This is a genomic window from Paracoccus sp. ME4, from assembly GCF_046736325.1.
Lineage (GTDB): Bacteria > Pseudomonadota > Alphaproteobacteria > Rhodobacterales > Rhodobacteraceae > Paracoccus.
On record NZ_CP151276.1, the window covers coordinates 2,215,610 to 2,237,555 of the forward strand.

At 69.8% G+C, this 21,946-nt stretch carries 20 protein-coding genes; 6 read left to right on the plus strand and 14 right to left on the minus strand.

The window, feature by feature from the left end; translation table 11 throughout:
- The first annotated feature begins 42 nt into the window (after positions 1-42).
- The 5 genes from AACG61_RS11345 to AACG61_RS11365 all read left to right on the plus strand — a co-directional run bounded on the left by AACG61_RS11345 (position 43) and on the right by AACG61_RS11365 (position 4,968).
- On the plus strand, positions 43-849 hold the full coding sequence (locus AACG61_RS11345; RefSeq protein WP_411837241.1) for an ATP-binding cassette domain-containing protein: 807 nt from the start codon (positions 43-45) through the stop codon (positions 847-849).
- Positions 846-2,081, plus strand: a complete 1,236-nt coding sequence (locus AACG61_RS11350; protein WP_411837242.1) for a sugar ABC transporter permease — start codon at positions 846-848, stop codon at positions 2,079-2,081. The genes AACG61_RS11345 and AACG61_RS11350 overlap by 4 nt, the downstream gene beginning before the upstream one ends.
- Before the next feature lie 15 nt (positions 2,082-2,096).
- Positions 2,097-2,822 carry an SDR family oxidoreductase gene (locus AACG61_RS11355; protein ID WP_411837243.1) on the plus strand — a complete coding sequence of 242 codons (726 nt, stop codon included), beginning with the start codon at positions 2,097-2,099 and terminating at the stop codon, positions 2,820-2,822.
- Between the two features lie 22 nt (positions 2,823-2,844).
- On the plus strand, positions 2,845-4,455 hold the full coding sequence (locus AACG61_RS11360; protein WP_411837244.1) for an FGGY-family carbohydrate kinase: 1,611 nt from the start codon (positions 2,845-2,847) through the stop codon (positions 4,453-4,455).
- A 114-nt stretch (positions 4,456-4,569) separates the two neighbouring features.
- Positions 4,570-4,968, plus strand: coding sequence for a hypothetical protein (locus AACG61_RS11365; RefSeq protein WP_411837245.1), 399 nt, complete (start codon positions 4,570-4,572; stop codon positions 4,966-4,968).
- A 287-nt stretch (positions 4,969-5,255) separates the two neighbouring features.
- Here the strand turns inward: AACG61_RS11365 and AACG61_RS11370 are convergent, their stop codons facing one another.
- The 3 genes from AACG61_RS11370 to AACG61_RS11380 all read right to left on the minus strand — a co-directional run bounded on the left by AACG61_RS11370 (position 5,256) and on the right by AACG61_RS11380 (position 9,481).
- The gene (locus AACG61_RS11370; protein ID WP_411837246.1) at positions 5,256-6,257 is read right to left on the minus strand and encodes a TerC family protein; all 1,002 of its coding nucleotides are present in this window, start codon (positions 6,255-6,257) and stop codon (positions 5,256-5,258) included.
- 210 nt (positions 6,258-6,467) lie between these two features.
- Positions 6,468-8,714, minus strand: coding sequence for a methyl-accepting chemotaxis protein (locus AACG61_RS11375; protein WP_411837247.1), 2,247 nt, complete (start codon positions 8,712-8,714; stop codon positions 6,468-6,470).
- A gap of 110 nt (positions 8,715-8,824) precedes the next feature.
- Positions 8,825-9,481 (minus strand): HAD family hydrolase, encoded by a 657-nt coding sequence (locus AACG61_RS11380; protein WP_411837248.1) that lies wholly within the window; start codon positions 9,479-9,481, stop codon positions 8,825-8,827.
- Positions 9,482-9,609: 128 nt separating this feature from the next.
- On the opposite strand from AACG61_RS11380, the gene AACG61_RS11385 reads away from it, so the two are divergent.
- Positions 9,610-10,035 carry a GlcG/HbpS family heme-binding protein gene (locus AACG61_RS11385; RefSeq protein WP_411837249.1) on the plus strand — a complete coding sequence of 142 codons (426 nt, stop codon included), beginning with the start codon at positions 9,610-9,612 and terminating at the stop codon, positions 10,033-10,035.
- 9 nt (positions 10,036-10,044) lie between these two features.
- Here AACG61_RS11385 and AACG61_RS11390 read toward each other — a convergent pair whose 3' ends face one another.
- From AACG61_RS11390 to AACG61_RS11440, 11 genes are all read right to left on the minus strand, one after another.
- Positions 10,045-10,698: a ceramidase domain-containing protein gene (locus AACG61_RS11390; protein WP_411839502.1), complete on the minus strand. Its 654-nt coding sequence runs from the start codon at positions 10,696-10,698 to the stop codon at positions 10,045-10,047.
- Between the two features lies 1 nt (position 10,699).
- A complete protein-coding gene (locus tag AACG61_RS11395; protein ID WP_411837250.1) occupies positions 10,700-11,923 on the minus strand; it encodes a YeeE/YedE family protein in 1,224 nt (407 codons plus the stop codon).
- 94 nt (positions 11,924-12,017) lie between these two features.
- The gene (locus AACG61_RS11400) at positions 12,018-14,087 is read right to left on the minus strand and encodes a M10 family metallopeptidase C-terminal domain-containing protein (RefSeq protein WP_411837251.1); all 2,070 of its coding nucleotides are present in this window, start codon (positions 14,085-14,087) and stop codon (positions 12,018-12,020) included.
- Between the two features lie 15 nt (positions 14,088-14,102).
- Entirely contained in the window at positions 14,103-14,435 is a 333-nt protein-coding gene (locus AACG61_RS11405; protein ID WP_411837252.1) for a hypothetical protein, read from the minus strand.
- A gap of 102 nt (positions 14,436-14,537) precedes the next feature.
- Positions 14,538-15,224, minus strand: coding sequence for an ABC transporter ATP-binding protein (locus tag AACG61_RS11410; protein WP_411837253.1), 687 nt, complete (start codon positions 15,222-15,224; stop codon positions 14,538-14,540).
- Positions 15,224-15,964 carry an ABC transporter ATP-binding protein gene (locus AACG61_RS11415; RefSeq protein ID WP_411837254.1) on the minus strand — a complete coding sequence of 247 codons (741 nt, stop codon included), beginning with the start codon at positions 15,962-15,964 and terminating at the stop codon, positions 15,224-15,226. The genes AACG61_RS11410 and AACG61_RS11415 overlap by 1 nt, the downstream gene beginning before the upstream one ends.
- The gene (locus AACG61_RS11420; protein WP_411837255.1) at positions 15,961-16,905 is read right to left on the minus strand and encodes a branched-chain amino acid ABC transporter permease; all 945 of its coding nucleotides are present in this window, start codon (positions 16,903-16,905) and stop codon (positions 15,961-15,963) included. The genes AACG61_RS11415 and AACG61_RS11420 overlap by 4 nt, the downstream gene beginning before the upstream one ends.
- On the minus strand, positions 16,902-17,819 hold the full coding sequence (locus tag AACG61_RS11425; protein WP_411837256.1) for a branched-chain amino acid ABC transporter permease: 918 nt from the start codon (positions 17,817-17,819) through the stop codon (positions 16,902-16,904). The genes AACG61_RS11420 and AACG61_RS11425 overlap by 4 nt, the downstream gene beginning before the upstream one ends.
- 4 nt (positions 17,820-17,823) lie before the next feature.
- On the minus strand, positions 17,824-18,987 hold the full coding sequence (locus AACG61_RS11430; protein ID WP_411837257.1) for an ABC transporter substrate-binding protein: 1,164 nt from the start codon (positions 18,985-18,987) through the stop codon (positions 17,824-17,826).
- A gap of 176 nt (positions 18,988-19,163) precedes the next feature.
- A complete protein-coding gene (locus tag AACG61_RS11435) occupies positions 19,164-19,904 on the minus strand; it encodes a MipA/OmpV family protein (RefSeq protein ID WP_411837258.1) in 741 nt (246 codons plus the stop codon).
- Positions 19,905-20,046: 142 nt separating this feature from the next.
- Entirely contained in the window at positions 20,047-21,900 is a 1,854-nt protein-coding gene (locus AACG61_RS11440) for an ABC-F family ATP-binding cassette domain-containing protein (RefSeq protein WP_411837259.1), read from the minus strand.
- Between the last annotated feature and the right edge of the window lie 46 nt (positions 21,901-21,946).

Consider the following 21,946-nt stretch of genomic DNA (forward strand, 5'->3'; position numbering starts at 1 on the left):
CGGCCCGTGCCGCCGCGCGTCCCCGCGCCCAGAGAGGTCATCATGTCCCGAAAACCCGAAAGCCCCGCCAAGGGCGACCTGATCCTGCGCCTGCGCGGCGTGGGCAAGCAGTTCGGCGCCGTCACCGCGCTGGACGACATCGCCCTGGACGTCCATGCCGGAGAGGTCGTGGCCCTGGTCGGCGACAACGGCGCGGGCAAGTCCACGCTGGTCAAGGTGCTGGCCGGCGTCCATCAGCCCACCTCGGGCACGATCGAATATCTGGGCCGGCCCGTGACGCTGGACAATCCCGGCCGCGCGCTGGAGCTGGGCATCGCCACGGTCTTTCAGGACCTGGCGCTGTGCGAGAACCTGGACGTGGTCGCGAACCTGTTCCTGGGCCACGAACTCTCTCCCTTGCACATGGACGAGGTGCAGATGGAGGTCCGCGCCTGGACCCTGCTGCAGGAACTGGCGGCGCGCATCCCCTCGGTGCGCGAACCCATCGCCTCGCTCTCGGGCGGTCAGCGGCAGACGGTGGCCATCGCGCGCTCGCTGCTGCTGGACCCGCACATCATCATGCTGGACGAACCCACCGCGGCCCTGGGCGTCGCGCAGACGGCCGAGGTGCTGAACCTGATCGAACGGGTGCGCGACCGCGGCCACGGGGTCATCCTGATCTCGCACAACATGGAGGACGTGCGCGCGGTCGCCGACCGCATCGTCGTCCTGCGGCTTGGCCGCAACAACGGCGTCTTCACCGCCGAAAGCTCGCATCAGGAGCTGGTCGCCGCCATCACCGGCGCCAGCGAGAACTCGGTCTCGCGCCGCGCGGCGCGCAAGATGGACATCATGGAGGGCCAGTCGTGACCCAGCCAACCCAACTCGACCGCGCCGACAGCCGGGTCCGCCACGACGCGGGCATCGCGGGCGCGCTGCGCGGCTTCGTCGATCAGGTCCGTTCGGGCGATCTGGGCATGCTGCCCGTGATCGTCGGCCTGGTCATCATCTCGACCGTGTTCACGGTGCTGAACCCGGTCTTCCTGGCGCCGAACAACCTGGTGAACCTGCTGTTCGACGCGGCCGCCGTGGGCTTCATCGCGCTCGGCGTGGTCTGCGTGCTGCTGCTGGGAGAGATCGACCTCTCCATCGGCTCCATGAGCGGCCTGGCCTCGGCCATCACCGGGGTGCTGTGGGTCAATGCGGGCATGCCCCTGCCGGTCACCATCCTGGCCGTGGTGGCCACCGGGGCGGCGGTCGGGCTGATCTACGGCTTCCTGCGCAACCAGTTCGAGATGCCCAGCTTCGTCGCCACGCTGTCAGGACTGCTGGCGCTGCTCGGGGCGCAGCTCTACCTGCTGGGGCCGACCGGGTCGATCAACATGCCCTTCACCTCCTCGCTGGTGCGCTTCGGGCAGATCCTGATCCTGCCGGGCTGGGCGGCCTATCTGGCGGCGCTGCTGCCGGGCGCCATGATCGTGCTGGGCGCGATCCGCACCAACCGCCGCCGCAGCGCCGCGAACCTCTCGGCCGCGGGCCTCAGCGTCGCGCTGGCCAAGGCGGTGCTGCTGACCGCGGCGCTGATCTTCGCGGTCTGGTATCTGGAGCGCGGCCGCGGCGTGCCGCTGATGTTCGGCATCTTCGTGCTGGCGGTCGCGGCGCTGAACTATGCGCTGACCCGGACGCAATGGGGCCGCTGGATGTTCGCGGTGGGCGGCAATGCCGAGGCCGCGCGCCGGTCGGGCATCAACATCCGGCGCATCCGCCTGTCGGCCTTCGTCATCTGCTCCAGCCTGGCGGCGCTCGGCGGGGTCTTCGCGGCGGCGCGCCTGGCCTCGGCCAGCCAGCAGGCCGGCACCGGCGACGTGAACCTGAACGCCATCGCGGCGGCGGTCATCGGCGGGACGTCCCTCTTCGGCGGGCGCGGATCGGCCTGGTCGGCGCTGCTGGGGGTGCTGGTCATCATGGCCATCTCGAACGGGCTCACGCTTCTCAATCTCAGCTCGTCGCTGCGCTACATGATCACGGGGGCGGTGCTGGCCATCGCGGTGATCGTCGACTCGCTGGCGCGACGCTCCCGGGCCAGCAACGGCCGGGCCTGACGGAAAGGAACCATCATGGCGAAACTGCAAGGCAAGACCGCGGCCATCACCGGGGCGGCATCGGGGATCGGGCTGGAATGCGCCCGCATCCTGATCGAGGAAGGCGCCCAGGTCGTGCTGATCGACCGCGCCGCCGACCGGCTGCACGACCTCTGCGGCCAGCTGGGGCCCCAGGCCCATCCGCTGGTCGTGGACCTGCTGGACGGGCCGCAGGTTTCGGGCATGGCCCCGCGGATCGAGGCGCTGGTCGGGCCGCTGGACATCTTCCACGCCAATGCCGGCGCCTATGTCGGCGGTCCCGCGGCCGAGGGCGACCCCGATCAGTGGGACCGCATGCTGAACCTGAACATCAACGCCGCCTTCCGCAGCGTGCGCGCCGTCCTGCCCGGCATGATCGGGCGCGGCGCGGGCGACGTGATCCTGACCAGCTCGGTCGCGGGCGTCGTCCCGGTGGTCTGGGAGCCGATCTACACCGCGTCGAAATTCGCGGTGCAGGCCTTCCTGCACGCGACGCGCCGCCAGGTCGCGCCGCAGGGCATCCGCATGGGCGCGGTCCTGCCCGGCCCGGTGGTCACCGCCCTGCTGGACGACTGGCCCAAGGAGAAGATGGAGGAGGCGCTGGCCAACGGCTCGCTGATGCAGCCCCGCGAGGTGGCCGAGGCCGTGCTGTTCATGCTGACCCGCCCCAAGGGCGTCGTCATCCGCGATCTGGTCATCCTGCCCAACAGCGTCGATCTGTGACGACAAGCCCCCGGAGGCCCCCATGTCAGACCCCCGCTTCCTGATCGGCGTCGATGTCGGCACCGGCAGCGCCCGCGCCGGCGTCTTCGACGCCCAGGGCCTCATGACGGCCAGCGCCGCCCACCCCATCGCGATGCACCGCGAGGGCGGCTCGATCGCCGAACAGTCGGGGGCCGACATCTGGGCCGGCGTCTGCCGTGCCGTGCGCGCCGCCCTGGCGCAGGCCGGCGCGCGGCCCGAGGAGATCGCCGGGATCGGCTTCGACGCGACCTGCTCGCTGGTGGTTCTGGGACCGGAAGGGGCCTCCCTGCCGGTGGGGGACGCCGCGCATCCCGAGCGCAACGTCATCGTCTGGATGGACCACCGCGCGGTCGAACAGGCCGAACGCATCAACGCGGGCGGGCACCGGGTGCTGGACTATGTCGGCGGGCGCATCTCTCCCGAGATGGAGACGCCGAAGCTGCTCTGGCTCAAGGAGCACCGCCCCGAGACCTATGCCGCCGCCTGGCAGTTCATGGACCTGACCGACTTCCTGACCTGGAAGGCCAGCGGCGATCTTGCGCGGTCGATCTGCACCGTCACCTGCAAATGGACCTACATGGCGCATGAACGGTCCTGGGACGCGGATTACTTCCGCTCCGTGGGCCTGGGCGATCTGACCGATGACGGTTTCGCCCGGATCGGGGCGCGGGTCGTCGATGCAGGCTCGGCCCTGGGCCAGGGTCTGACGGCCCAGGCCGCGCGCGATCTGGGGCTGCGCCCAGGCACGCCGGTCGCGGCGGGGCTGATCGACGCGCATGCGGGCGGCATCGGTTCGGTCGGACCCGAGGGCGGCGGTGGGGCCGAGGCGAACCTCGCCTATGTCTTCGGCACCTCCTCCTGTACGATGACCTCGACGCGCGAGCCGGTCTTCGTGCCGGGGGTCTGGGGTCCCTACTTCTCGGCCATGGTGCCGGGCCTCTGGCTGAACGAAGGCGGGCAATCCGCCGCCGGCGCAGCGATCGAGCAGCTGCTGGACCACCACCCCCACGCGCCCGAGGCCACCCGCCAGGCGCAGCAGGAGGGGCTGTCCCTACCCGCCTGGCTGGCCCGTCAGGCCGAGGCGCGGGCCGGCGACAACCCTGCCGATCTGGCCGGCGGGCTGCATGTCGTGCCCGAGTTTCTGGGCAACCGCGCCCCCCATGCCGATCCGCACAGCCGCGCCGTGGTTGCGGGGCTGGGGATGGAGCGCGACCTGGACAGCCTGATCGCGCTTTACGTCGCGGGGCTCTGCGGGCTGGCCTACGGGCTGCGCCAGATCGTCGAGACCCAGGCCGCCGCGGGCGCGCCCGTGCAGGGCATCGTGATCAGCGGCGGCGCCGGGCGCAGCCCGATGATCCGGCAGTTGCTGGCCGACGCGACCGGCCTGCCCCTGGCCGGACCCGAGACCGAGGAGCCGGTCCTGCTGGGCTCGGCGATCCTGGCGGCGGTGGCGGGCGGCATCGCGCCCGACATCCCGCACGCCATGGCCCGCATGTCGCGCTTCGACGCCCGCTTCGCCCCGCGCGACGGGGCGATCCGTGCGATGCACGACCGTCGCTATGCGATCTTCCGGCAGTTGCAGGATGCCGCACGCGAGGCCGCGCGGGGCTGAGGAACCGACGGCGCGGCGGCGGTTCCCCGCCGCCTCACGCATTTGGGAAGGCCGTCCCGGCTCCCTTCGCCGCCTGCGTCGTTATGACATGGTCCGTCATGACAGGAGATCGCCATGTCCCGCTTGCGCCTGCTTGCAACCGCCACCGCCGCCCTGACCATCGCCCTCGCGGGCAGCGTATCGGCCGATCCCGGCAAGGGCCGCGGCCATGACCGCGACCGGGGACATCATGCCCGCCACGAGGCGCGTGGCTGTCCGCCGGGCCTCGCCAAGAAATCCCCCGCCTGCGTGCCGCCCGGACAGGCACGCCACCATGAGATCCGATACGGCCGCGACGTGGGCGACCGTCTGCGCATCGGCGATTACGTCCCGGTGCGCGACCCGGCCCGCTTCGATCTGCAGCGCCGCGACGGCTGGCGCTACTACCGGGCGGGCGACCGGGTCTATCGAGTCGACGCGGAAACGCAGCAGATCCTCGCGGTGATCAATCTGGCCCGCGCACTGTTGAACTGAAGGCGACGTCGGACCGCACAAGGCGAGCCCACAGGCCCGGCGGTACGGATGTGCGATCACATGTCCATGCAGCCGGCACTAGTCAAGGCGCGATTGGAATGTCTTGGGGATGGTGTGCTTGCCCCGTCGCAACCCCGCCTGCGCACGGTCGCTGCACGGTCGGGGTCGCATCCAGACCGCGCCAAGTCGGGCGTGCAGCAGGCCGACCGAAATCATGGCGTCCGCGGTGGTCGGCACGTCCGACATGCAGATCGGCGGCCCCAAGGGGCCGCCGATCCGTCTTCTCGTCAGCTGCGGTTCTCGCCGAAGGGCAGCGGCTCGGGCGCCTGACCGCGGGTCTTCACCAGCGAGACGACCACGCCGATGGTCAGGATCACGAAGGTGATGCCCAGCGACCAGGCCGGCGGGAACTTCTCCCAGCCCATCAGATCCGCGATGAAGATCTTGGAGCCGATGAAGATCAGCAGGATCGACAGCGCGTATTTCAGATAGGCGAAGCGGTGCAGGATCGCCGCCAGCGCGAAGTAGAGCGCGCGCAGTCCCAGGATCGCGAAGATGTTCGACGTGTAGACCAGATAGGGATCGGTCGTGATCGTGAACACCGCCGGCACCGAGTCGACCGCGAAGACCAGATCCGCGACCTCGATCACGATCAGCGCCAACAGCAGCGGCGTCGCCCAGCGGACCAGCTTGCCGGTCTTGGGGTCGGGCAGCTTGACCGTGAAGGCATGGCCATGCAGCTCGTCGGTGACGCGGATGCGGCGACGCAGCCACTTCAGCGCCTTGTTGTCGGCCATGTCGGTATGGTCGTCACTGGCGAACAGCATCTTGATGCCGGTGAAGATCAGGAACAGGGCGAACAGGTACAGCACCCAGTGATAGTTCTCGACGATCGTCGCGCCGAGGCCGATCATGATGCCGCGCAGCAGGATCACGCCCAGGATGCCCCAGAACAGCACCCGGTGCTGATATTCCCGCGGGATCGCGAAGAAGCTGAAGATCAGCGCGATGACGAAGATGTTGTCCATCGCCAACGTCTTCTCGACGATGAAGGCGGTCAGGTACTGCGCCGTCGCCTCGCCGCCCATCGACCAGTAGATGAACCCGGAAAAGGCAAGACCCAGAGTGATATACATCGCAGAAAGCTTGAGGCTCTCGGCGATGCCGATTTCATGGTCGTCCTTGTTCAGGACGCCCAGGTCGAAAACCAGCAGCGCGATGACCACCGTAACGAACAGCAGCCACATCCACATGGGCTTGCCGAGAAATTCGGTCAGAAGAAGATCCACGATACCCTCATCAGTGTGATTGACGCACCGTGCAAGGGAGCAGACTTGGGCCGCCGATGCACCGAGCACGCTCGATGCGGTCCGACATCGCGAAGCAATCCGCATTGGATTGCCGCGCCAGAGGGGCCCGGTCCCGCCTTCCTTTTATGGCGTCATCCGGTCGCATTTGCAAGAGGGCGCCGGTGAGGCAACGTCGTATCCCCGAAGCCGTCAGAACTCCATCACCGACGTCCGCCCCGTTCCGGTCAGGCGTATCGGGCGCGCCTCGACCGCGAAGTCGGGCGCAAGCGACGGCCTCAGAGGCTCGGCGGTCATGCCATCGACCGTGAAGGCGCCGATCTCGCGCGACAGAGCCTCGGCCTGCTGGCGCAGGGTCATCGAGGCGGCGGTCGCCTGTTCGGCCACGGCGGCGTTCTGCTGGGTCACCTGGTCCAGCTGGTTCACGCCCGTGTTGATCTCGGAGAGCCCCACCGACTGATCCGCCGCTGCCTGGGCGATACCCGCGATCTGCTCTGACACTTCGGCGGCCTTCCGGACGATCACCGCCAGGCTGTCGCCGGTGCGGCCGACCAGTTCGGACCCGCTGCGGACCTGCGCCGCGCTTTCCGAGATCAGGCCGCGCACCTCGCGCGCCGACTCGGCGGCGCGTTGCGCCAGCCCCCGCACCTCGGAGGCCACGACCGCGAAGCCGCGTCCCGCCTCGCCCGCCCGCGCGGCCTCGACGCCCGCGTTCAGCGCCAGCAGGTTGGTCTGGAAGGCGATGTCGTCGATCACGCCGATGATGCGGGTGATCTGCTCGGAGGACCGCTCGATGCCGCGCATGGCGCCCACCGCCTCGGAGACGACGGCGGCGCTGGTCCGGGCGATGTCGCGGTTCTGGCTGCTGGCCAGCTCCGCGTCGCGGGCACGGCCTGCGGTCTGGCGCAGGCTCTCGTTCATCTCGTTCAGGGCGGCGGCGGACTGCTCCAGCGTCGCGGCTTGGGTCTCGGCACGGCTGGACAGCTCTCCGGCGGCGGTGTTGATCTCGTCCGCGCCGCCGCGGACCTGCTGGGCCACGTCGGCGATGCGGCGGATCGTCTGCGCCAGCCGCGACACCACGCCGTTGAAGGCCAGCCGCAGCGAATCATAGCCCTCGGGAAAGGGATCATGCGCCGGGCTGTCGATGCGGTGCGTCATGTCGCCCGCGGCCAGCCGTTCCAGCCCGGCGCCGATCTCGCGCACGACGCGGGACTGGCGGTCGGCCTCGGCCTGCGCGGCGGCCTCGCGCTCGGCGCGATGGGCGGATGCCTCGGCCTCCAGCCGGCGCGCCTCCTGGGCGTGACCGCGAAAGACCTGCATGGCCCCGGCCATCGCGCCCAGCTCGTCCCGCCGGTCGGCATGCGGGATCGGGGTGTCCAGATCGCCCTTGGCCAGACGGCGCATGGCGGCCGTCAGCGCCTCGACCGGGCGCGAGACGACGCGCGCCCCGAACCACACCACCGCCAGCGTTCCCAGCAGCAGAAGCACCGCGGCCAGCACCGCCCGCTCGCGCATCTGCGCGACGGGCGCCATCACCGTGGCCCGGGGGACCTGCATGACCAAAGTCCACTGCTCCTCGACGCCCACGAAATCGACGGGGGCGTGCAGGACCATCATCTCGGCGCCGCCGACGGTGGCGTAATGCATGGGCGCCCCGTCCAACAGCGCGCGATCGGCATCCGACACGGCCTGCCCCAGCAGGGCGGCGTCCTGATGCGCGATCCACAGCCCGCCCGAGCTGATCAGCCGGACCCGACCCTCACCGAAGGGACGCAGCTGGTCGATCCGCGCCGAGAGCTGCGCCAGCGACAGGTCCGCGGTCAGGATGCCCACGGGACGGCCCTGGGGACGCACGACCCCGCTGACCGTGGCCATCAGCACGTCCCCGCCGTTGACGGCATAGAGATAGGGTGGCGTGATCAGGCTGCGATCCTCGCGCATGGGGCGGGCATACCAGCTGTCGGTCCCGGCCTCGGGGCTCATGTCAAGCTGCTCGACCGCGACGGTGCCGTCCGGCATGTGATAGAAATAGGGCACGAAGCGCCCGGCCGCGTCGGAATAGGCATGCCCGATCGCCGCGCTGTCCGGCCCCCAGGCGTCGGGTTCCAGCGCGAGGGTCATGCCGACCAGGTCGGGCCGCGTCTCCAGGATGCCCGTCACGACCTCTCCCAGCAGGTCGCGGTCGGGCTGGGCCTGCACCATCACCCCCTCCACGGCGGCGACGCCGGTGCGGACCAGTTCGGTGACCCCGCTCATCTCGCGGGTCAGGGTCGCGGCATATTCGCCCATCATCGCACGGGCCTGATCCTCGGCCTGGCGCATGGCGGCGCGCGACATGAGGGTGGTGGTCAGCGCGATCACCGCAAGGACGGCAAGCGCCGTCAGCGCGGCGGCCGAGATGGCCAGCTTGGCACGGATGGACATGGACGGTAGCGGCATGCGGCCCCTCCTTCGAGGTGGATCGTGAATGGCATCGATCCCCCGGCTAGCACGCCACAGGTTAGCGGACCGTTACCCCGGCCCCCGATTACCCGGCATTTTCAGGAGTTTCACCGCCCCGCCCCCAGCCGCGCCAGCAGGGCCGGAAACGCCGACCAGCAGGCCAGGCCCGGCGCGTCCGGATCGCCGGGCAGGCCCGCCAGGTGCGCGCCGCCCGTGTAATGGACGACCCGCATGCCCGCCGCCCGGGCCGCCTCCAGCCCCGCCGCGCTGTCCTCGATCACCAGGGCATGGGCGGGCGGCGTGCCCATGCGGTCGGCCGCGAAGAGGAACAGGTCCGGCGCCGGCTTGCCGCGCGCCACCTGGCTTGCGGTGAAGACATGCGGGCCGAAGCGGTCGGTCAGTCCCAGCAGCGACAGGGTCCGCGCCACCCGCGGCGGGCTGGACGAGGTCGCGACGCAGACCGGCCGGTCCAGCGCCGCCAGCATGGCGGGAAAGCCCGGCGTCGCGGCCAGACCGGCCTCGAACCGCGCCAGAAGGCGGCTGCGATAGGTGGACTCGAAATCGGCGGGCAGATCGCGGGCGAAGCGCGTGCGGATGCTGGCCGCGACGGTCGGAAAGCTGCGCCCCAGGAAGTCGCGCCGCACGTCCTCCGCGGTCACCGCGATACCCAGCCCGGCCAGCTGGTCGATCAGCACCTCCGCCGACAGCACCTCGCTGTCGGCGATGACCCCGTCGCAGTCGAAGATGATCAGATCAACCCGCATCGGCCCCATATCCCTTGCCCCGTCCCGCAGGCTTAGCGCCGATCGGGCGGACGCGAAAGCCGTCCGCGGCTGGCATGTCCCGGCAGGGGATGGCATGGTCCTGCGACCATAGCAAAGGCGAGGAACCGATGACACTGACACTGGACATGGCCCGCAAGCTGGCCGATGCCTGCCTGGACAAGGGCCGCGCGCTTGGCCTGAACCCGCTGACGGTCGCGGTGGTCGATGCCGGCGGGCATCTGGTCGCGCTGCTGCGCGAGGATGTCACCAGCCCCATGCGCCCCGACATCGCGCAGGGCAAGGCCAAGGGCGCCGTCGCGATGGGCGCGGGCTCGCGCACGCTGTTCGACCGGGCGCAGGCCCAGCCCTATTTCATCCAGTCGATGAACGCCCTGGCGGGCGGCATGCTGGTCCCGGTGCCGGGCGGCGTGCTGATCCGGCAGGAGGGCCGCATCATCGGCGCCCTGGGCGTGACCGGCGACACGTCGGACAATGACGAGGCCTGCGCGGTGCATGCCATCGAAAGCCTGGGCCTGTCGGCCGATCCGGGCTGAGGGCGGGTTTCAGGCGCTGGCGTCGCTGCGATGGCGGCGCCAGACCTCGATCATCCAGGCCAGCATGACGGCGTTCAGGATGTGCCACAGGAAATGCGTGCCCATGGGCAGGACCGCGCAGCTGGCCTGATCCAGCGTGCGGAACGTGAGGGACAGGATCAGCACCCCCGCCCCGACCGCCAGACCCCGCGCGATGCGGGGCAGCCGATATCGCAGCAGCAGCGCATAGATGAGGATCAGCAGCGGGACCGGCGCATAGCCCGCCGACGATCCCAGCCCCGGCACCATCGAGAACAGCGGCACGGTCAGCGCGGCATAGGGTAGGAACCCCGCCGTCACCAGCGCCGCCACCCATGGCCGCGCGCCCAGGAAGTCGCGCGTCGCGGCAAAGACATAGAGCAGGATGAAGATCAGGATCGGCAGCACGTCCATCAGACCGGTCAGGCGGTTCGCATGGGTATGGAACAGCCACGAGCCCACGCCGATCACGAACAGCACCCCGGCCAGCACCCGTCCCATGCCCATGCCCGGCCCACGCAGCCGACCCGCCATGATCAGCGCCGCCGCGATGAAGGCCAGGTTTGTCAGCGCGTTGACGGGTTCCGACCAGTAGTCCGGCCCGGTGCGTTCGCAATAGGCGTCGACCGGGTCCAGCCAGCCCATGTCAGCCATCCGCCCGGCTGGTGCGACGCTCCATGAAGAACCACGGCCGCATCTTCACGCCCAGCACGTTGCCCGCGAAGGCCGCGATGACCCACAGATATCCGTGCAGGCTGCCCGAAGCGATCCCCGAGAAATAGGCACCGATGTTGCAGCCGTAGGCGATTCGCGCGCCATAGCCCAGCATCAGCCCGCCGATCACCGCCGCCAGCACCGAGCGCAGCGGAATCCTCAGCGATGGCGCGAAGCGCCCGGCCAGCGCGGCGGCCAGCATCGCCCCCGCGATGATGCCGAAATCCATGACCGAGGTGATGTCGGCAAAGACGCTGGACTGCAGCGCCTCGGCATTGGCGGGACGCTGCCAGTAGCCCCAGGCCGAGACGTCGATACCCAGGGGCTGGGCGATCTTGGCACCCCACAGCGCAAAGGCCGAGGTGATGCCCCACGGCCGCCCCGAGATCGCCAGCGTCAGGAAGTTCAGCAGCGCCAGCGCGACCGCCCCCGCCACCAGCGGCCATGGCCCGCGCAGCCAGCGGGCCAGCCCGTGGCGCGGGCTTTCGGGGGCCTGCTCCAGCGCGCCGTGGCGGCGACGCTCGACGGCCACGGTCAGCGCGGCGATGGCACCGAAGATCGCCAGCGACAGCGCGATGCCGCCCCAGGGGCCCAGCGGCTGCCACAGCGCCACCGGCTCCAGCGCGGGCAGGCCGGCCCACCAGTCGAAATGCGCCGTCGCGATGACCGAGCCGATGATGAAGAAGACCAGCGTGATCAGCATGCGCGCATTGCCGCCCCCCGCGGTGAACAGCGTCCCCGAGGCGCAGCCGCCGCCCAGCTGCATGCCGATGCCGAAGATGAAGGCCCCCGCCAGAACGCCCAGGCCCGCCGGAGAGATCAGGCCGCGCACATCGTTGCCGAACAGCGTCCCCGAGGCCAGCGCGGGAAAGAACAGCACCACCGCGATCGCCAGAAGCAGCATCTGCACCCGCAGACCGCGGCCCCGCCCCTCCAGGATGAAGACCCGCCAGGCGGAGGTGAAGCCGAAGGCCGCGTGATAGAGCGCGATGCCCAACGCCCCCCCGATCAGGAACAGCGCACCCATCGCCGGACCCTGCACCACCCCCAGGGCCAGCGTCCCCAGGATCAGGGCGATCAGCGCGACCATGCCCGGCGCGCCCAGCGGCGGCAGGCCCAGACCGGGTTGCGGGGCGAGGCTGTTCGCATGGACCATGACGGCTCCTTCGGGCTGGACAGGATGATGGGGGCGCGACCCGGACGGGTGAACCCGCACGCCAACGCCGCGCCCCCCGGTCCGGTTCACCCCCCTAGAGGATGAAGTCGTCCGCATCCGGCATGTGCCGTCCCGCCAGGCGGATCACCATGTCGGGCAGGCGGTCGCCCGTCACGTCGATCAGCAGATGGGTCTCGGCACCGCGATGCTCGAACCGGATCTCGCGACCGCCGGTCAGCGGGGCGGGGCCGATCAGGTCCAGGTCCAGCGCGGACAGGTCCAGCCGATCCTGACCGGGGGTGAAGTCGGTGATCAGATCGGCGGCCGCGCGCGTGCTGTCGGACAGGCGGGTGAAGACGAAGACGTCCGCACCGATACCGCCCGCCATGACATCGGCGCCCGCGCCGCCGACCAGGATGTCGTCGCCCTGCTGCCCGAACAGCCGGTCCGCACCCAGACCACCCTCCAGCCGGTCGCCGCCGCTCTCGCCGCGCAGCAGGTCGTCTCCCGCACCGCCCAGCAGCAGGTCGCTGCCGCCGCCCGCCAGCATCACGTCATGGCCCGCATCGCCCAGCAGCGTGTCCCGTCCGGCACCGGCGACCAGCAGGTCGTTGCCTAGGCCGCCCGACAGCCAGTTGTCGCCCAGCATGTCCGACAGGCGGTCGTCGCCCGCCTCGCCCGACAGGCGGTCGTTGCCCAGCCCGCCGTTCAGCACGTCGGTGCCCGACCCGCCGAACAGCCGGTCGTCGCCCGTCATCCCGTCCAGCCGGTCGTTGCCCCCATTGCCGCGCAGGACATTGGCGGCCGCGTTGCCCGTCACCCGGTCGTGGCCGCTGCCCGCGGCATAGGCCTCGATCACGGTGCCCGGAGCGATCTGCAGGTTGCCGCGCAGCCCGTAGATGTCGGAGGCCGCCCCCGCCCGCAGATCGACGCGCTGTGCCGCGCGGTCGTTGGCGAAGTTCAGCAAGTCGAACCCGCCCGCGTCGTGGATGGTGATGGCGATCTCGCGCGCGTCGCGCACGCTGCCCTGCGCCACGCCGTTCTGGGCCGAGAAGATCCGCCCCAGCCAGCTGTCGCCCAGGCTGTGGCCGACGCCGTAGGTGGTGTTGCCCGCCGTCAGCGACCCCGCCCCCGCCGCGCCGTACAGACGCTGGATCGCCAGGATGTCGGCCGGCATCAGCGTGCCCAGATAGGCCCGGTCGGCGGGAATGTTGGGATTCTCGTCCTGTCCGAAATAGGACATGACCGAGGCCTGCCAGCTGTCGTTCGAGAAGCGCGCGTCCGATTCGAAGCTGCCGCTGCCGTTGTAGTTGCCCTGATGGCCCAGCCCCAGGGCATGCCCGATCTCGTGGACATAGACCTGGAAGGAGTAGGTGCCGATCTGGACGCCGTCCATGTCCAGCCAGTCGCGGTCGACGTTGATGTCGGACCGCAGGATCCGCCCGCCCAGCAGCGTCGACTGCGCGAAGGCGCCGTCCAGATGGTCCGAGAAGGTGATGTCGGCATTGCCGCGCTGCTCGACGAAGTCGAGGTCGGCGACGGCCTCCCAGGCCTGCATCGCGTCGCGCGCCAGCCGCCGTCCCGCCGCGTCCAGCCCCGACAGATCGACGCTGACGACGCCGTCCGCGCCCACGTCGAAGCGGCGCTGCGACTGGCCGCGGTCGTCCCAGTAGCCCCGAACCAGATAATCGGCCAGCTGGGCCATGGGCGCCACGGCGGGCGGGCGCACCATTTCGGCGGTCAGCTGATAGCTGCCGGTGCCGGAGGCGAAGGCGCCGGCCGACAGGTAGTAGACGCCGTCCCGCGTAGCCGTGAAGGTCAGCAGGCTGTCGAAACCGAGACCGCCGTCATCGTTCAGCGCCAGAAGGCCGCCCTGCGGACCATAGAGCCGCAGCAGCGGGTCCGAGAGCGTGCCGCCGACCAGGTCGAACCGATAGGTCTGCCCGGCCTGCAGCCGGATGCCGACCCAGTCCTGATCGCCGGGCTGGCCGATCACCCCCAGAAAGCCGTCGCCCGGCGCGATGCGATAGGGGGTCCAGCCGCCGGTGGGCGCATCGCCCCCCTCGCGCAGCGTGGCGCGCAGCATGTCGATGCCGCTGCCCGACAGCCCCTCCAGGGCGCAGGCCTTGTCCTGCGGCCGCAATGCCGCGCAAACCTGACACATGAATGCAATCCTTCCCTAATCGACCAGCCCGAACCGCAGAAGATCGTGGGCGAAGCTGCTGAAATCATCCGGTCGCAACGACCGGTCCGTCATCGTGAAATCCAGTCGCGGCCCAAAGGCGCCGGTTCCCCGCGCGATGCGCGCCGACAGCATGTCGGGCCCGGTCGCGATGACCTCCAGCCGGACCGCCTGCTCCCCCGCCGCGTCGCGCAAGGCGGCGCAGAGGCGTTCGGACAGGGCGGCATCGGCACCCGGCCGCGTCGTGCAGGCGGGTCCCGCCGGTCTGTCGGCCGCGGCCAGGGTCATGGCCGACAGGCCAAGGCCGATGATCCGGGCAGTCAGGCGCATGGGCATATCCGCGGTCGATGCATGTCGTGAAACCGGCCCCGGCGGGCCGTGGCACAACCTTACCGGGACGGGGCCGGTCCGGTAAAGCGTCCGGATGCAGGATCAGACGCCCAGATGCCGTTCCGCAACGTCGGGATCGCTCAAAAGCTGCGCATTGTCGCCGGACCAGACGGTGCGGCCCTTCTCGATCACCACATGGCGGTCGGCAAAGCGGGTCAGGGCGGACAGGTTCTTGTCCACGATCAGGATCGCCTCGCCCTGATCCTTCAGGCGGGTCAGGCAGGACCAGATCTCGTCCCGGATCAGGGGGGCCAAGCCCTCGGTCGCCTCGTCCAGCACGACCAGGCGGGGGTTGGTCATCAGCGCCCGGCCGATGGCCAGCATCTGCTGCTCGCCGCCCGACAGCTCGCTGCCCTTGTGGCCCATGCGTTCGGACAGGCGCGGGAACAGGTCCAGCACGCGCGACAGGGTCCAGTGGCCGGGGCGCGCGGTGGCGATCAGGTTCTCGCGCACGTCCAGTGTCGGAAAGACCTGCCGCCCCTCGGGAACTAGGCCCAGGCCCGCCCGCGCGATGCGGTGCGGCGCGGCGCGGGTCACGTCGCGCCCGTCGATGCTGACGCGCCCGCCCCGCGCCGCCAGCAGGCCGAAGATCGTGCTGATCGTCGTCGTCTTGCCCATGCCGTTGCGGCCCAGCAGGGTCACCACCTGCCCCTGCCCGACCGTGAGGTGGATGTCGTGGAGGACCTGCGCCTCTCCGTAACCGGCCTGCAGCCCCTCGACGATCAGCATCACGCATCCCCCAGATAGGCGGCGCGCACCGCCGGATCGGCGCGAACCTGATCGGGCGTGCCGGTCGCGATGATGCGGCCATAGACCAGCACGCTGACCCGGTCGGCCAGCGCGAAGACCGCGTCCATGTCATGTTCGATCAGCACCAGCGTCACCTGCCCCTTCAGGCCCGCCATGACCTGGACCAGACGCTCGGCCTCGGCCCCGCTGGTCCCGGCCAGGGGCTCGTCCAGCAGCAGCAGGCGCGGGCGCGTGGCCAGCGCGATGGCCAGTTCCAGCGCGCGCTTCTCGCCATGCGACAGGCTGCCCGCGCGGGTGTCGGCGCGGTCGGCCAGACCCACGCGGGACAGCGCGTCCCGCGCCTGCGCGTTCAGGTCGGCATCCCGTGCGACCGGGGCGAAGAAGCGGAAGCTGCTGCCCGCATGGGCCTGCACGGCGGTGGCCACATTCTCCAGCACGGTGAAGCCCGGCAGGATCGAAGTGATCTGGAAGCTGCGCGACATGCCCGCCCGGACCCGCGTGGGCATGGGCCGGCCCATCATCTCGGCCCCCGCAAAGCGGACCGAGCCCGCATCCGACCCCGCCTGCCCCGACAGCTGCGCGATCAGCGTGGATTTCCCCGCCCCGTTCGGGCCGATGATGGCGTGGAGTTCCCCTTCGGTGACCTCCAGGTCCAGATCGTCGGTGACCTTCAGCGCGCCATAGGCCTTGCGCAACGCGCGCACGGAAAGAAGGCTCATTTCCCGCGCCCCCTGAAAAGCCCCGTCAGCCCGTCGCGCGAGAACAGCACGACCAGGATCAGCAGCGCGCCGAAGATCAGCCGCCAATGTTCGGTGAAGAGCGCCAGCCATTCCTCCAGCAGCAGCGCCAGCGTCGCCCCGGCGATGGCACCCAGCAGATTGCCGATACCGCCCAGGACGACCATCACCACCAGTTCCCCCGAGCGGTGCCAGTTCATGTAGGACGGCGAGACGAAGCTGGCCTGATTGGCGAGGATCACCCCGGCGATGGCCGTCATCGCGCCCGAGATGACGAAGGCCGTCAGCTGGAACCGGAAGGGGGTGAAGCCCACCGCCTGCATCCGCAGCGGGTTTTCCCGCGCCCCCGTCAGCACGCGACCGAACCGCGACCCGGTGATCGCGACACACAGCAGATAGAGCCCCGCCAGCATCGCCAGCGCCGCGTAATAGAGCGCCCGGTCGTCAGCCAGCCAGTCCTGCCCCAGCACGGTCGATCGTGCCGTCAGCGTCACCCCGTCATCGCCCCCATAGGCCGAGAGCGAGACGAAGAAGAAATAGGCCATCTGCGCGAAGGCCAGCGTGATCATGATGAAATAGATGCCCCGCGTGCGCAGGCTGATCGCCCCGGTGACCAGCGCGAAGGCCGCCCCCGCGACCACCGCCACGCCCAGATGCGCGCCCAGATCGGTGATGCCCGCGCGCGACAGGATCGCCACCGCATAGGCGCCGATGCCCAGATAGGCCGCATGGCCAAAGCTGACCATGCCGCCATAGCCCAGGATCAGGTCCAGCGCCAAGGCGGCCATGGCAAATGCCAGAATGCGCGTCGCCACGACGACCAGATAGGGGTCCCCCGTCATCGCCGCGATCAGCGGCAACAGGGCGAAACCGCCGAAGATCGCCCAGGCCGCCACCCGGCGGCGCATCAGCCAGCGGGTCATGGGCGCGCTCCGAACAGGCCCTGCGGCCGGGCGGCCAGGATCGCGGCCATCAGCACATAGACCAGCATCGGCGCCAGCACGCGCCCGGTCTGGGCGGCGGCGGACGGCTCCATCACCGCGCGCAGGATGATCGGGCCGAAGCTGCGGCCCAACGTGTCGACGATCCCAACCAGCAGCGCGCCCGCAAAGGCTCCCTTGACCGAACCGATGCCGCCGATGACGATCACCACGAAGGCCAGGATCAGCACGCTTTCCCCCATGCCCGGATCGACCGACAGGATGGGTGCCACCATCGCCCCCGCAAACCCCGCCAGCATCGCCCCGAAGGCGAAGATCACCGTGAACAGCCGCCCGATATCGACGCCAAGCGCGCCCACTATCGCGCGGTTCGTGGCCCCCGCCCGCAGGCGCATGCCGATGCGGGTGCGCGTGATGACCAGCCACAGCCCCACGGCGACCGCCAGCCCCGCCGCGATCACCACCAGCCGGAACACCGGATAGCGCAGCGCACCCACCAGCGGCACCGACCCCGACAGCGCATCGGGCGGCAGGATCGACAGCGGCGACTGGCCCCAGATGATCTTGACCAGTTCCGTCACCACCATGACCAGCCCGAAGGTCGCCAGCACCTGATCCAGATGCGGGCGGTCATAGAGCCTGCGAAAGATCAGCGCCTCCAGCACCAGCCCGATGGCCAGCGTCGCGGGCAGGGTCAAAAGCAGCCCCAGCCCGTAACTGCCGGTCATGGAGGCGAACATCACCACCAGATAGGCGCCGACCATGTAGATCACGCCATGCGCCAGGTTCACGAAATCCATGATCCCGAAGACCAGGGTCAGCCCGGCGGCGATCAGGAACAGCAGGACGCCCAGCTGCACCCCGTTCAGCAGCTGCAGCAGGAACAGGCTGGTCATCGGTTCAGTTCATCTGGCAGTTGGCGGCGTAATTGTCCTGATAATCGTCGAAGATCTTCTCGACGACCGATGTGGCGAACTTGCCGTCCTCGCGCTGCACGACCGTGGTCAGGTAGAAATCCTGGATCGGGAAGTGGTTGGGACCAAAGCTGAAATCGCCGCGGACCGAGGTGAAGGGCGCCCCCTCCAGCGCCGCGATCAGCGCGTCGCGGTCCGTGCCGCCCGCCTCGCGCAGCGCGCCGTCGATCAGGCGGGCCGCGTCATAGCCCTGCATGGCATAGACGCCCGGCACGTGGCCGTATTTCGCCTCGTAGGCCGCGACGAAGGCGGCGTTTTCCGGCGTGTCCAGATCGGGCGCCCAGTTCGACCCGGCAAAGAAGCCCAGGGCCGCCTCGGCCTGCGCGGGCAGGGTCGCCTCGTCCACGGTGAAGGCCGACAGGAAGGGGATGCCCTCCAGCCCCGCCTGGCGATACTGGCGCACCAGGTTCACGCCCATGCCGCCCGGCATGAAGGCGAAGACCGCATCGGGCTGCATCGCGGCGATCTGTGCCAGTTCGGCGGAATAGTCCAGCTGACCCATCTGGGTGAAGATCTCGCCCGCGACGCCGCCGGTATAGCTTTTCTTGAAACCCGCCAGCGCGTCCTGCCCGGCCTGATAGTTCGGGGCCAAGAGGAAGACGTTCTGGAACCCCTGCGCCTGCGCATGGGCGCCCATCACCTCGTGCATCTGGTCGTTCTGGTAGGAGGTCGCGAAGAAGGCCTTGTTGCATTCCGCCCCGGCCAGGTTCGACGGGCCGGCATTCGGGCTGATCAGGATGCCGCCGCCCTGCGTCACCGGCTGCACGATGGCGCCCGCGACGTTCGAGAAGATCGGCCCGACCACGATGTCCGCGCCGTTCCGCTCGACCAGTTCGCGGGCCTTGTTGGCGGCGACGTCGGGCTTCTGTTCGTCATCGACCACGATGATCTCGGTGGGGATGCCACCCAGATCGCCGATCTCCTCTGCGGCCAGCAGGAAGCCGTCGCGCGCCATCTCTCCCAGCACGGCGCCGGGGCCGGAGAGCGTCAGCAGCACGCCCACGGTCAGCGTGTCGTCCTGCGCCAGGGCCGGAGCGGCCAGGGCGGTCGTTGCGGCAAGCGCCGCGATCAGCGAACGGGTCTGGGTCATGGTGCGGTCTTTCCCTGTTGGCGGGGACCGCGTTGGTCGCGGCCCGGTTCGGATGCCTTGGCACCAGAACGCAACAGGCGGGCGCGACCTGTCAAGAAATTATTTCAGGCTTAAAACATTTCGGTCGAAAAAAGGGCCGCGCAGCGCGCGACCCTGATCCGATGGCCCTGCGGCGATCAGAAACCGAAGGAGAAGCGGCGCGTCACGCCGAGGCGCAACGAGGGCTGGTATTCCTCCTGCACCACGGGCGAATCGGCGGCGTCGCCGATCAGCTTGCCGTAACGCACCTCGCCCAGCAGGGCGGTCGTGTCGTTGATGGCATAGCGCGCCTCGAAGGTGATCGCGGCCTCGTTCAGGCCACCGCCGGGGGCGGTCGCGGCCAGGCCGCTGGTGGCGCTCTCGGCGGGCGTCACGCCGAAATAGGTGTTGTTGAAGTCGTCGTTGCCATAGACCAGCTCGGCGCCCGACCACAGGGTCACGCGGTCGCTCAGCTCGGTGCGGTACTTCGCGCCCAGCTCTCCGGTCAGGCCTTCGTGGCCGTCAAAGCCGCGGCGCAGGCTGCCATAGGCGGTCACCGGACCTGCGCCGTAGCTGACCCGCAGGCCCAGCTCATAGGCGCGGTCGATGTCGTTCAGCCCTGCGAGCGCGGCATCGTCACCGCTCTCGCGCTTGCCGACGGTGCCGAAGGACGGCGCGATGGAGAAGCCCTGCTCGGGTGCCGTGCCGACCGGACCGAAGCCCGCATTGCGCCAGATGATCCAGGGCGAGACCTCGGCATCCTCGGCGCCGGGATAGGACGGGCCGACCGTCGCGCCCAGGCCCAGATCGACCGAATAGGTCCGCCCCCCGGCAATGCCGAAATCCTGCGCATGGGCGGGAACGGCGAACAGGACGGCAAGGGCAAGGGCGTATTTCATGGGGTCTGATCCGCGCGAATGGGGCTTTCGGGGCATGTAGTGCGCCTGCCCCCGGGCGCACAACCATCCGACGAACATCCTGTTCCATCCGCCGCATTTTCGCAACAGTGTAGCGATCACGGCCGCGTCAGGCGGAGGCCGGTCACCCCTTCTCGGCGGCTTCCAGCTTTTCCAGCGCGCCCATCCACAGCTCCTCGGCAAAGGCCAGCGCGCGGACCGCCTCGGCCCGCTTCTTGCCCCATTTCTCGGCCTCGTAGGGATCGTTGTAGAGCGCGGGGTCGGCCAGCTTGACGTCCAGCTTGCCCATCATCTCGGTCAGCTTCTGCACCCGCTCCTCGGACTTGCGGGCCTCGGCGCGCAGCGCCAGCACGGCGTCGCGGCCGGGGCGCTTGGGGGCGGCGGCCCTGGCGGCCTCGGCCGGCTTCTCGGCCGGGGCGTCGCCCGACAGCAGGAACTTGCGGTAATCGTCCAGATCGCCCTCATAGGGGGCGACCGCGCCATCCTTGACCAGCCACAGCCGGTCCGCGACCAGCCCCAGCAGGTGCATGTCGTGGCTGACCAGCACCACCGCACCGGTATAGTCGTTCAGCGCCTCGGACAGCGCCTCGCGGCTCTCGATGTCCAGGTGGTTCGTCGGCTCGTCCAGGATCAGCAGATGCGGCGCGTCGATCGTGGCCAGCAGCAGCGACAGGCGCGCCTTCTGGCCGCCGGACAGGGCGCGCACCTTGGTCTCGGCCTGCGCCTCCATCAGGCCGAAGCCCGCCAGCCGCGCGCGCTGTTTCGCCTGCCCTTCGTCGGGCCGGACCGAGCGGATGTGATCCAGGGGCGTCTCGTCCAGATGCAGCTCATCGACCTGATGCTGGGCGAAATAGCCCACGCGCAGCTTGGACGACCGCGTCACCCGACCCTCCATCGGCGCCAGCCGGTCGGCCAGCAGCTTCGACAGGGTCGACTTGCCCTGCCCGTTGCGGCCCAGAAGCGCGATCCGGTCATCCTGGTCGATGCGCAGGTTCAGCTTGCGCAGAACGGCGCGGTCGCCATAGCCGACCGACAGACCCTCCATCGCGACGATGGGGGGCGACATCTCCTCGGGCTGCGGGAAGGTGAAGCGGAAGAACTTCGCCTCCTCAGGCGCGGTGATCGGCTCCATCTTGGCCAGCATCTTGACGCGGGCCTGGGCCTGGCGCGCCTTGGAGGCCTTGGCGCCGAAGCGGTCGACGAAGCTTTGCAGATGCGCGCGGCGGTCGGCCTGCTTCCTGGCCTCGGCGGCCTGCAGGGCGCGCTTCTCCGCGCGGATGCGCGTGAAGCTGTCATAGCCGCCGGTATACAGCGTCAGCTTCTTGTCTTCCAGATGCAGGATATGGCCCACCGCGCGGTTCAGCAGGCCGCGATCGTGGCTGATGATGATGACGGTGTGCGGATAGCGGGCCAGATAGCCCTCCAGCCACAGCGCCCCCTCCAGGTCCAGATAGTTCGTCGGCTCGTCCAGAAGCAGCAGGTCGGGCTGCGCGAACAGCACTCCCGCCAGCGCGACGCGCATCCGCCAGCCACCGCTGAAATCACTTGTCGGACGCGCCTGATCGACGGTCGGAAAGCCCAGGCCGTCCAGGATCGTCGCGGCGCGGGCCTCGGCCGACCAGGCGTCGATGTCGGTCAGGCGGGTCTGGATCTCGGCGATGCGGTTCGGGTCGGTCGCGGTGGCGGCCTCGGCCATCAGCGCGGTGCGTTCCACGTCCGCGTCCAGCACCGTCTCCAGGACCGATCGTCCGGTGGCCGCCGACTCCTGCGCGACGCCGCCGATGCGGGCCCGCGACGGCAGGCTGATGGCGCCGCCGTCCAGCTGCGCCTCGCCCTTGATCAGGCGGAACAGCGTGGTCTTGCCCGCCCCGTTCGGACCGACGAGGCCGATCTTGTGGCCTTCGGGAATCGTGGCGGTCGCGCCTTGGAACAAGGGGCGGCCCTGGATGGAGTAACTGATGTCATCGATGCGCAGCATGGGGCGCGGCATGGCCTAAAGGGGGCGGGGCGTCAATGCCTGCTTG

Coding starts and splice junctions, on each gene's coding strand:
- AACG61_RS11345 (WP_411837241.1), top strand. CDS start 43: ATGTCCCGAAAACCCGAAAGCCCCGCCAAGGGCGACCTGATCCTGCGC.
- AACG61_RS11355 (WP_411837243.1), top strand. CDS start 2,097: ATGGCGAAACTGCAAGGCAAGACCGCGGCCATCACCGGGGCGGCATCG.
- AACG61_RS11360 (WP_411837244.1), top strand. CDS start 2,845: ATGTCAGACCCCCGCTTCCTGATCGGCGTCGATGTCGGCACCGGCAGC.
- AACG61_RS11365 (WP_411837245.1), top strand. CDS start 4,570: ATGTCCCGCTTGCGCCTGCTTGCAACCGCCACCGCCGCCCTGACCATC.
- AACG61_RS11375 (WP_411837247.1), bottom strand. CDS start 8,714: ATGCCGCTACCGTCCATGTCCATCCGTGCCAAGCTGGCCATCTCGGCC.
- AACG61_RS11380 (WP_411837248.1), bottom strand. CDS start 9,481: ATGCGGGTTGATCTGATCATCTTCGACTGCGACGGGGTCATCGCCGAC.
- AACG61_RS11385 (WP_411837249.1), top strand. CDS start 9,610: ATGACACTGACACTGGACATGGCCCGCAAGCTGGCCGATGCCTGCCTG.
- AACG61_RS11390 (WP_411839502.1), bottom strand. CDS start 10,698: ATGGGCTGGCTGGACCCGGTCGACGCCTATTGCGAACGCACCGGGCCG.
- AACG61_RS11395 (WP_411837250.1), bottom strand. CDS start 11,923: ATGGTCCATGCGAACAGCCTCGCCCCGCAACCCGGTCTGGGCCTGCCG.
- AACG61_RS11400 (WP_411837251.1), bottom strand. CDS start 14,087: ATGTGTCAGGTTTGCGCGGCATTGCGGCCGCAGGACAAGGCCTGCGCC.
- AACG61_RS11405 (WP_411837252.1), bottom strand. CDS start 14,435: ATGCGCCTGACTGCCCGGATCATCGGCCTTGGCCTGTCGGCCATGACC.
- AACG61_RS11410 (WP_411837253.1), bottom strand. CDS start 15,224: ATGCTGATCGTCGAGGGGCTGCAGGCCGGTTACGGAGAGGCGCAGGTC.
- AACG61_RS11415 (WP_411837254.1), bottom strand. CDS start 15,964: ATGAGCCTTCTTTCCGTGCGCGCGTTGCGCAAGGCCTATGGCGCGCTG.
- AACG61_RS11420 (WP_411837255.1), bottom strand. CDS start 16,905: ATGACCCGCTGGCTGATGCGCCGCCGGGTGGCGGCCTGGGCGATCTTC.
- AACG61_RS11425 (WP_411837256.1), bottom strand. CDS start 17,819: ATGACCAGCCTGTTCCTGCTGCAGCTGCTGAACGGGGTGCAGCTGGGC.
- AACG61_RS11430 (WP_411837257.1), bottom strand. CDS start 18,987: ATGACCCAGACCCGTTCGCTGATCGCGGCGCTTGCCGCAACGACCGCC.
- AACG61_RS11435 (WP_411837258.1), bottom strand. CDS start 19,904: ATGAAATACGCCCTTGCCCTTGCCGTCCTGTTCGCCGTTCCCGCCCAT.
- AACG61_RS11440 (WP_411837259.1), bottom strand. CDS start 21,900: ATGCTGCGCATCGATGACATCAGTTACTCCATCCAGGGCCGCCCCTTG.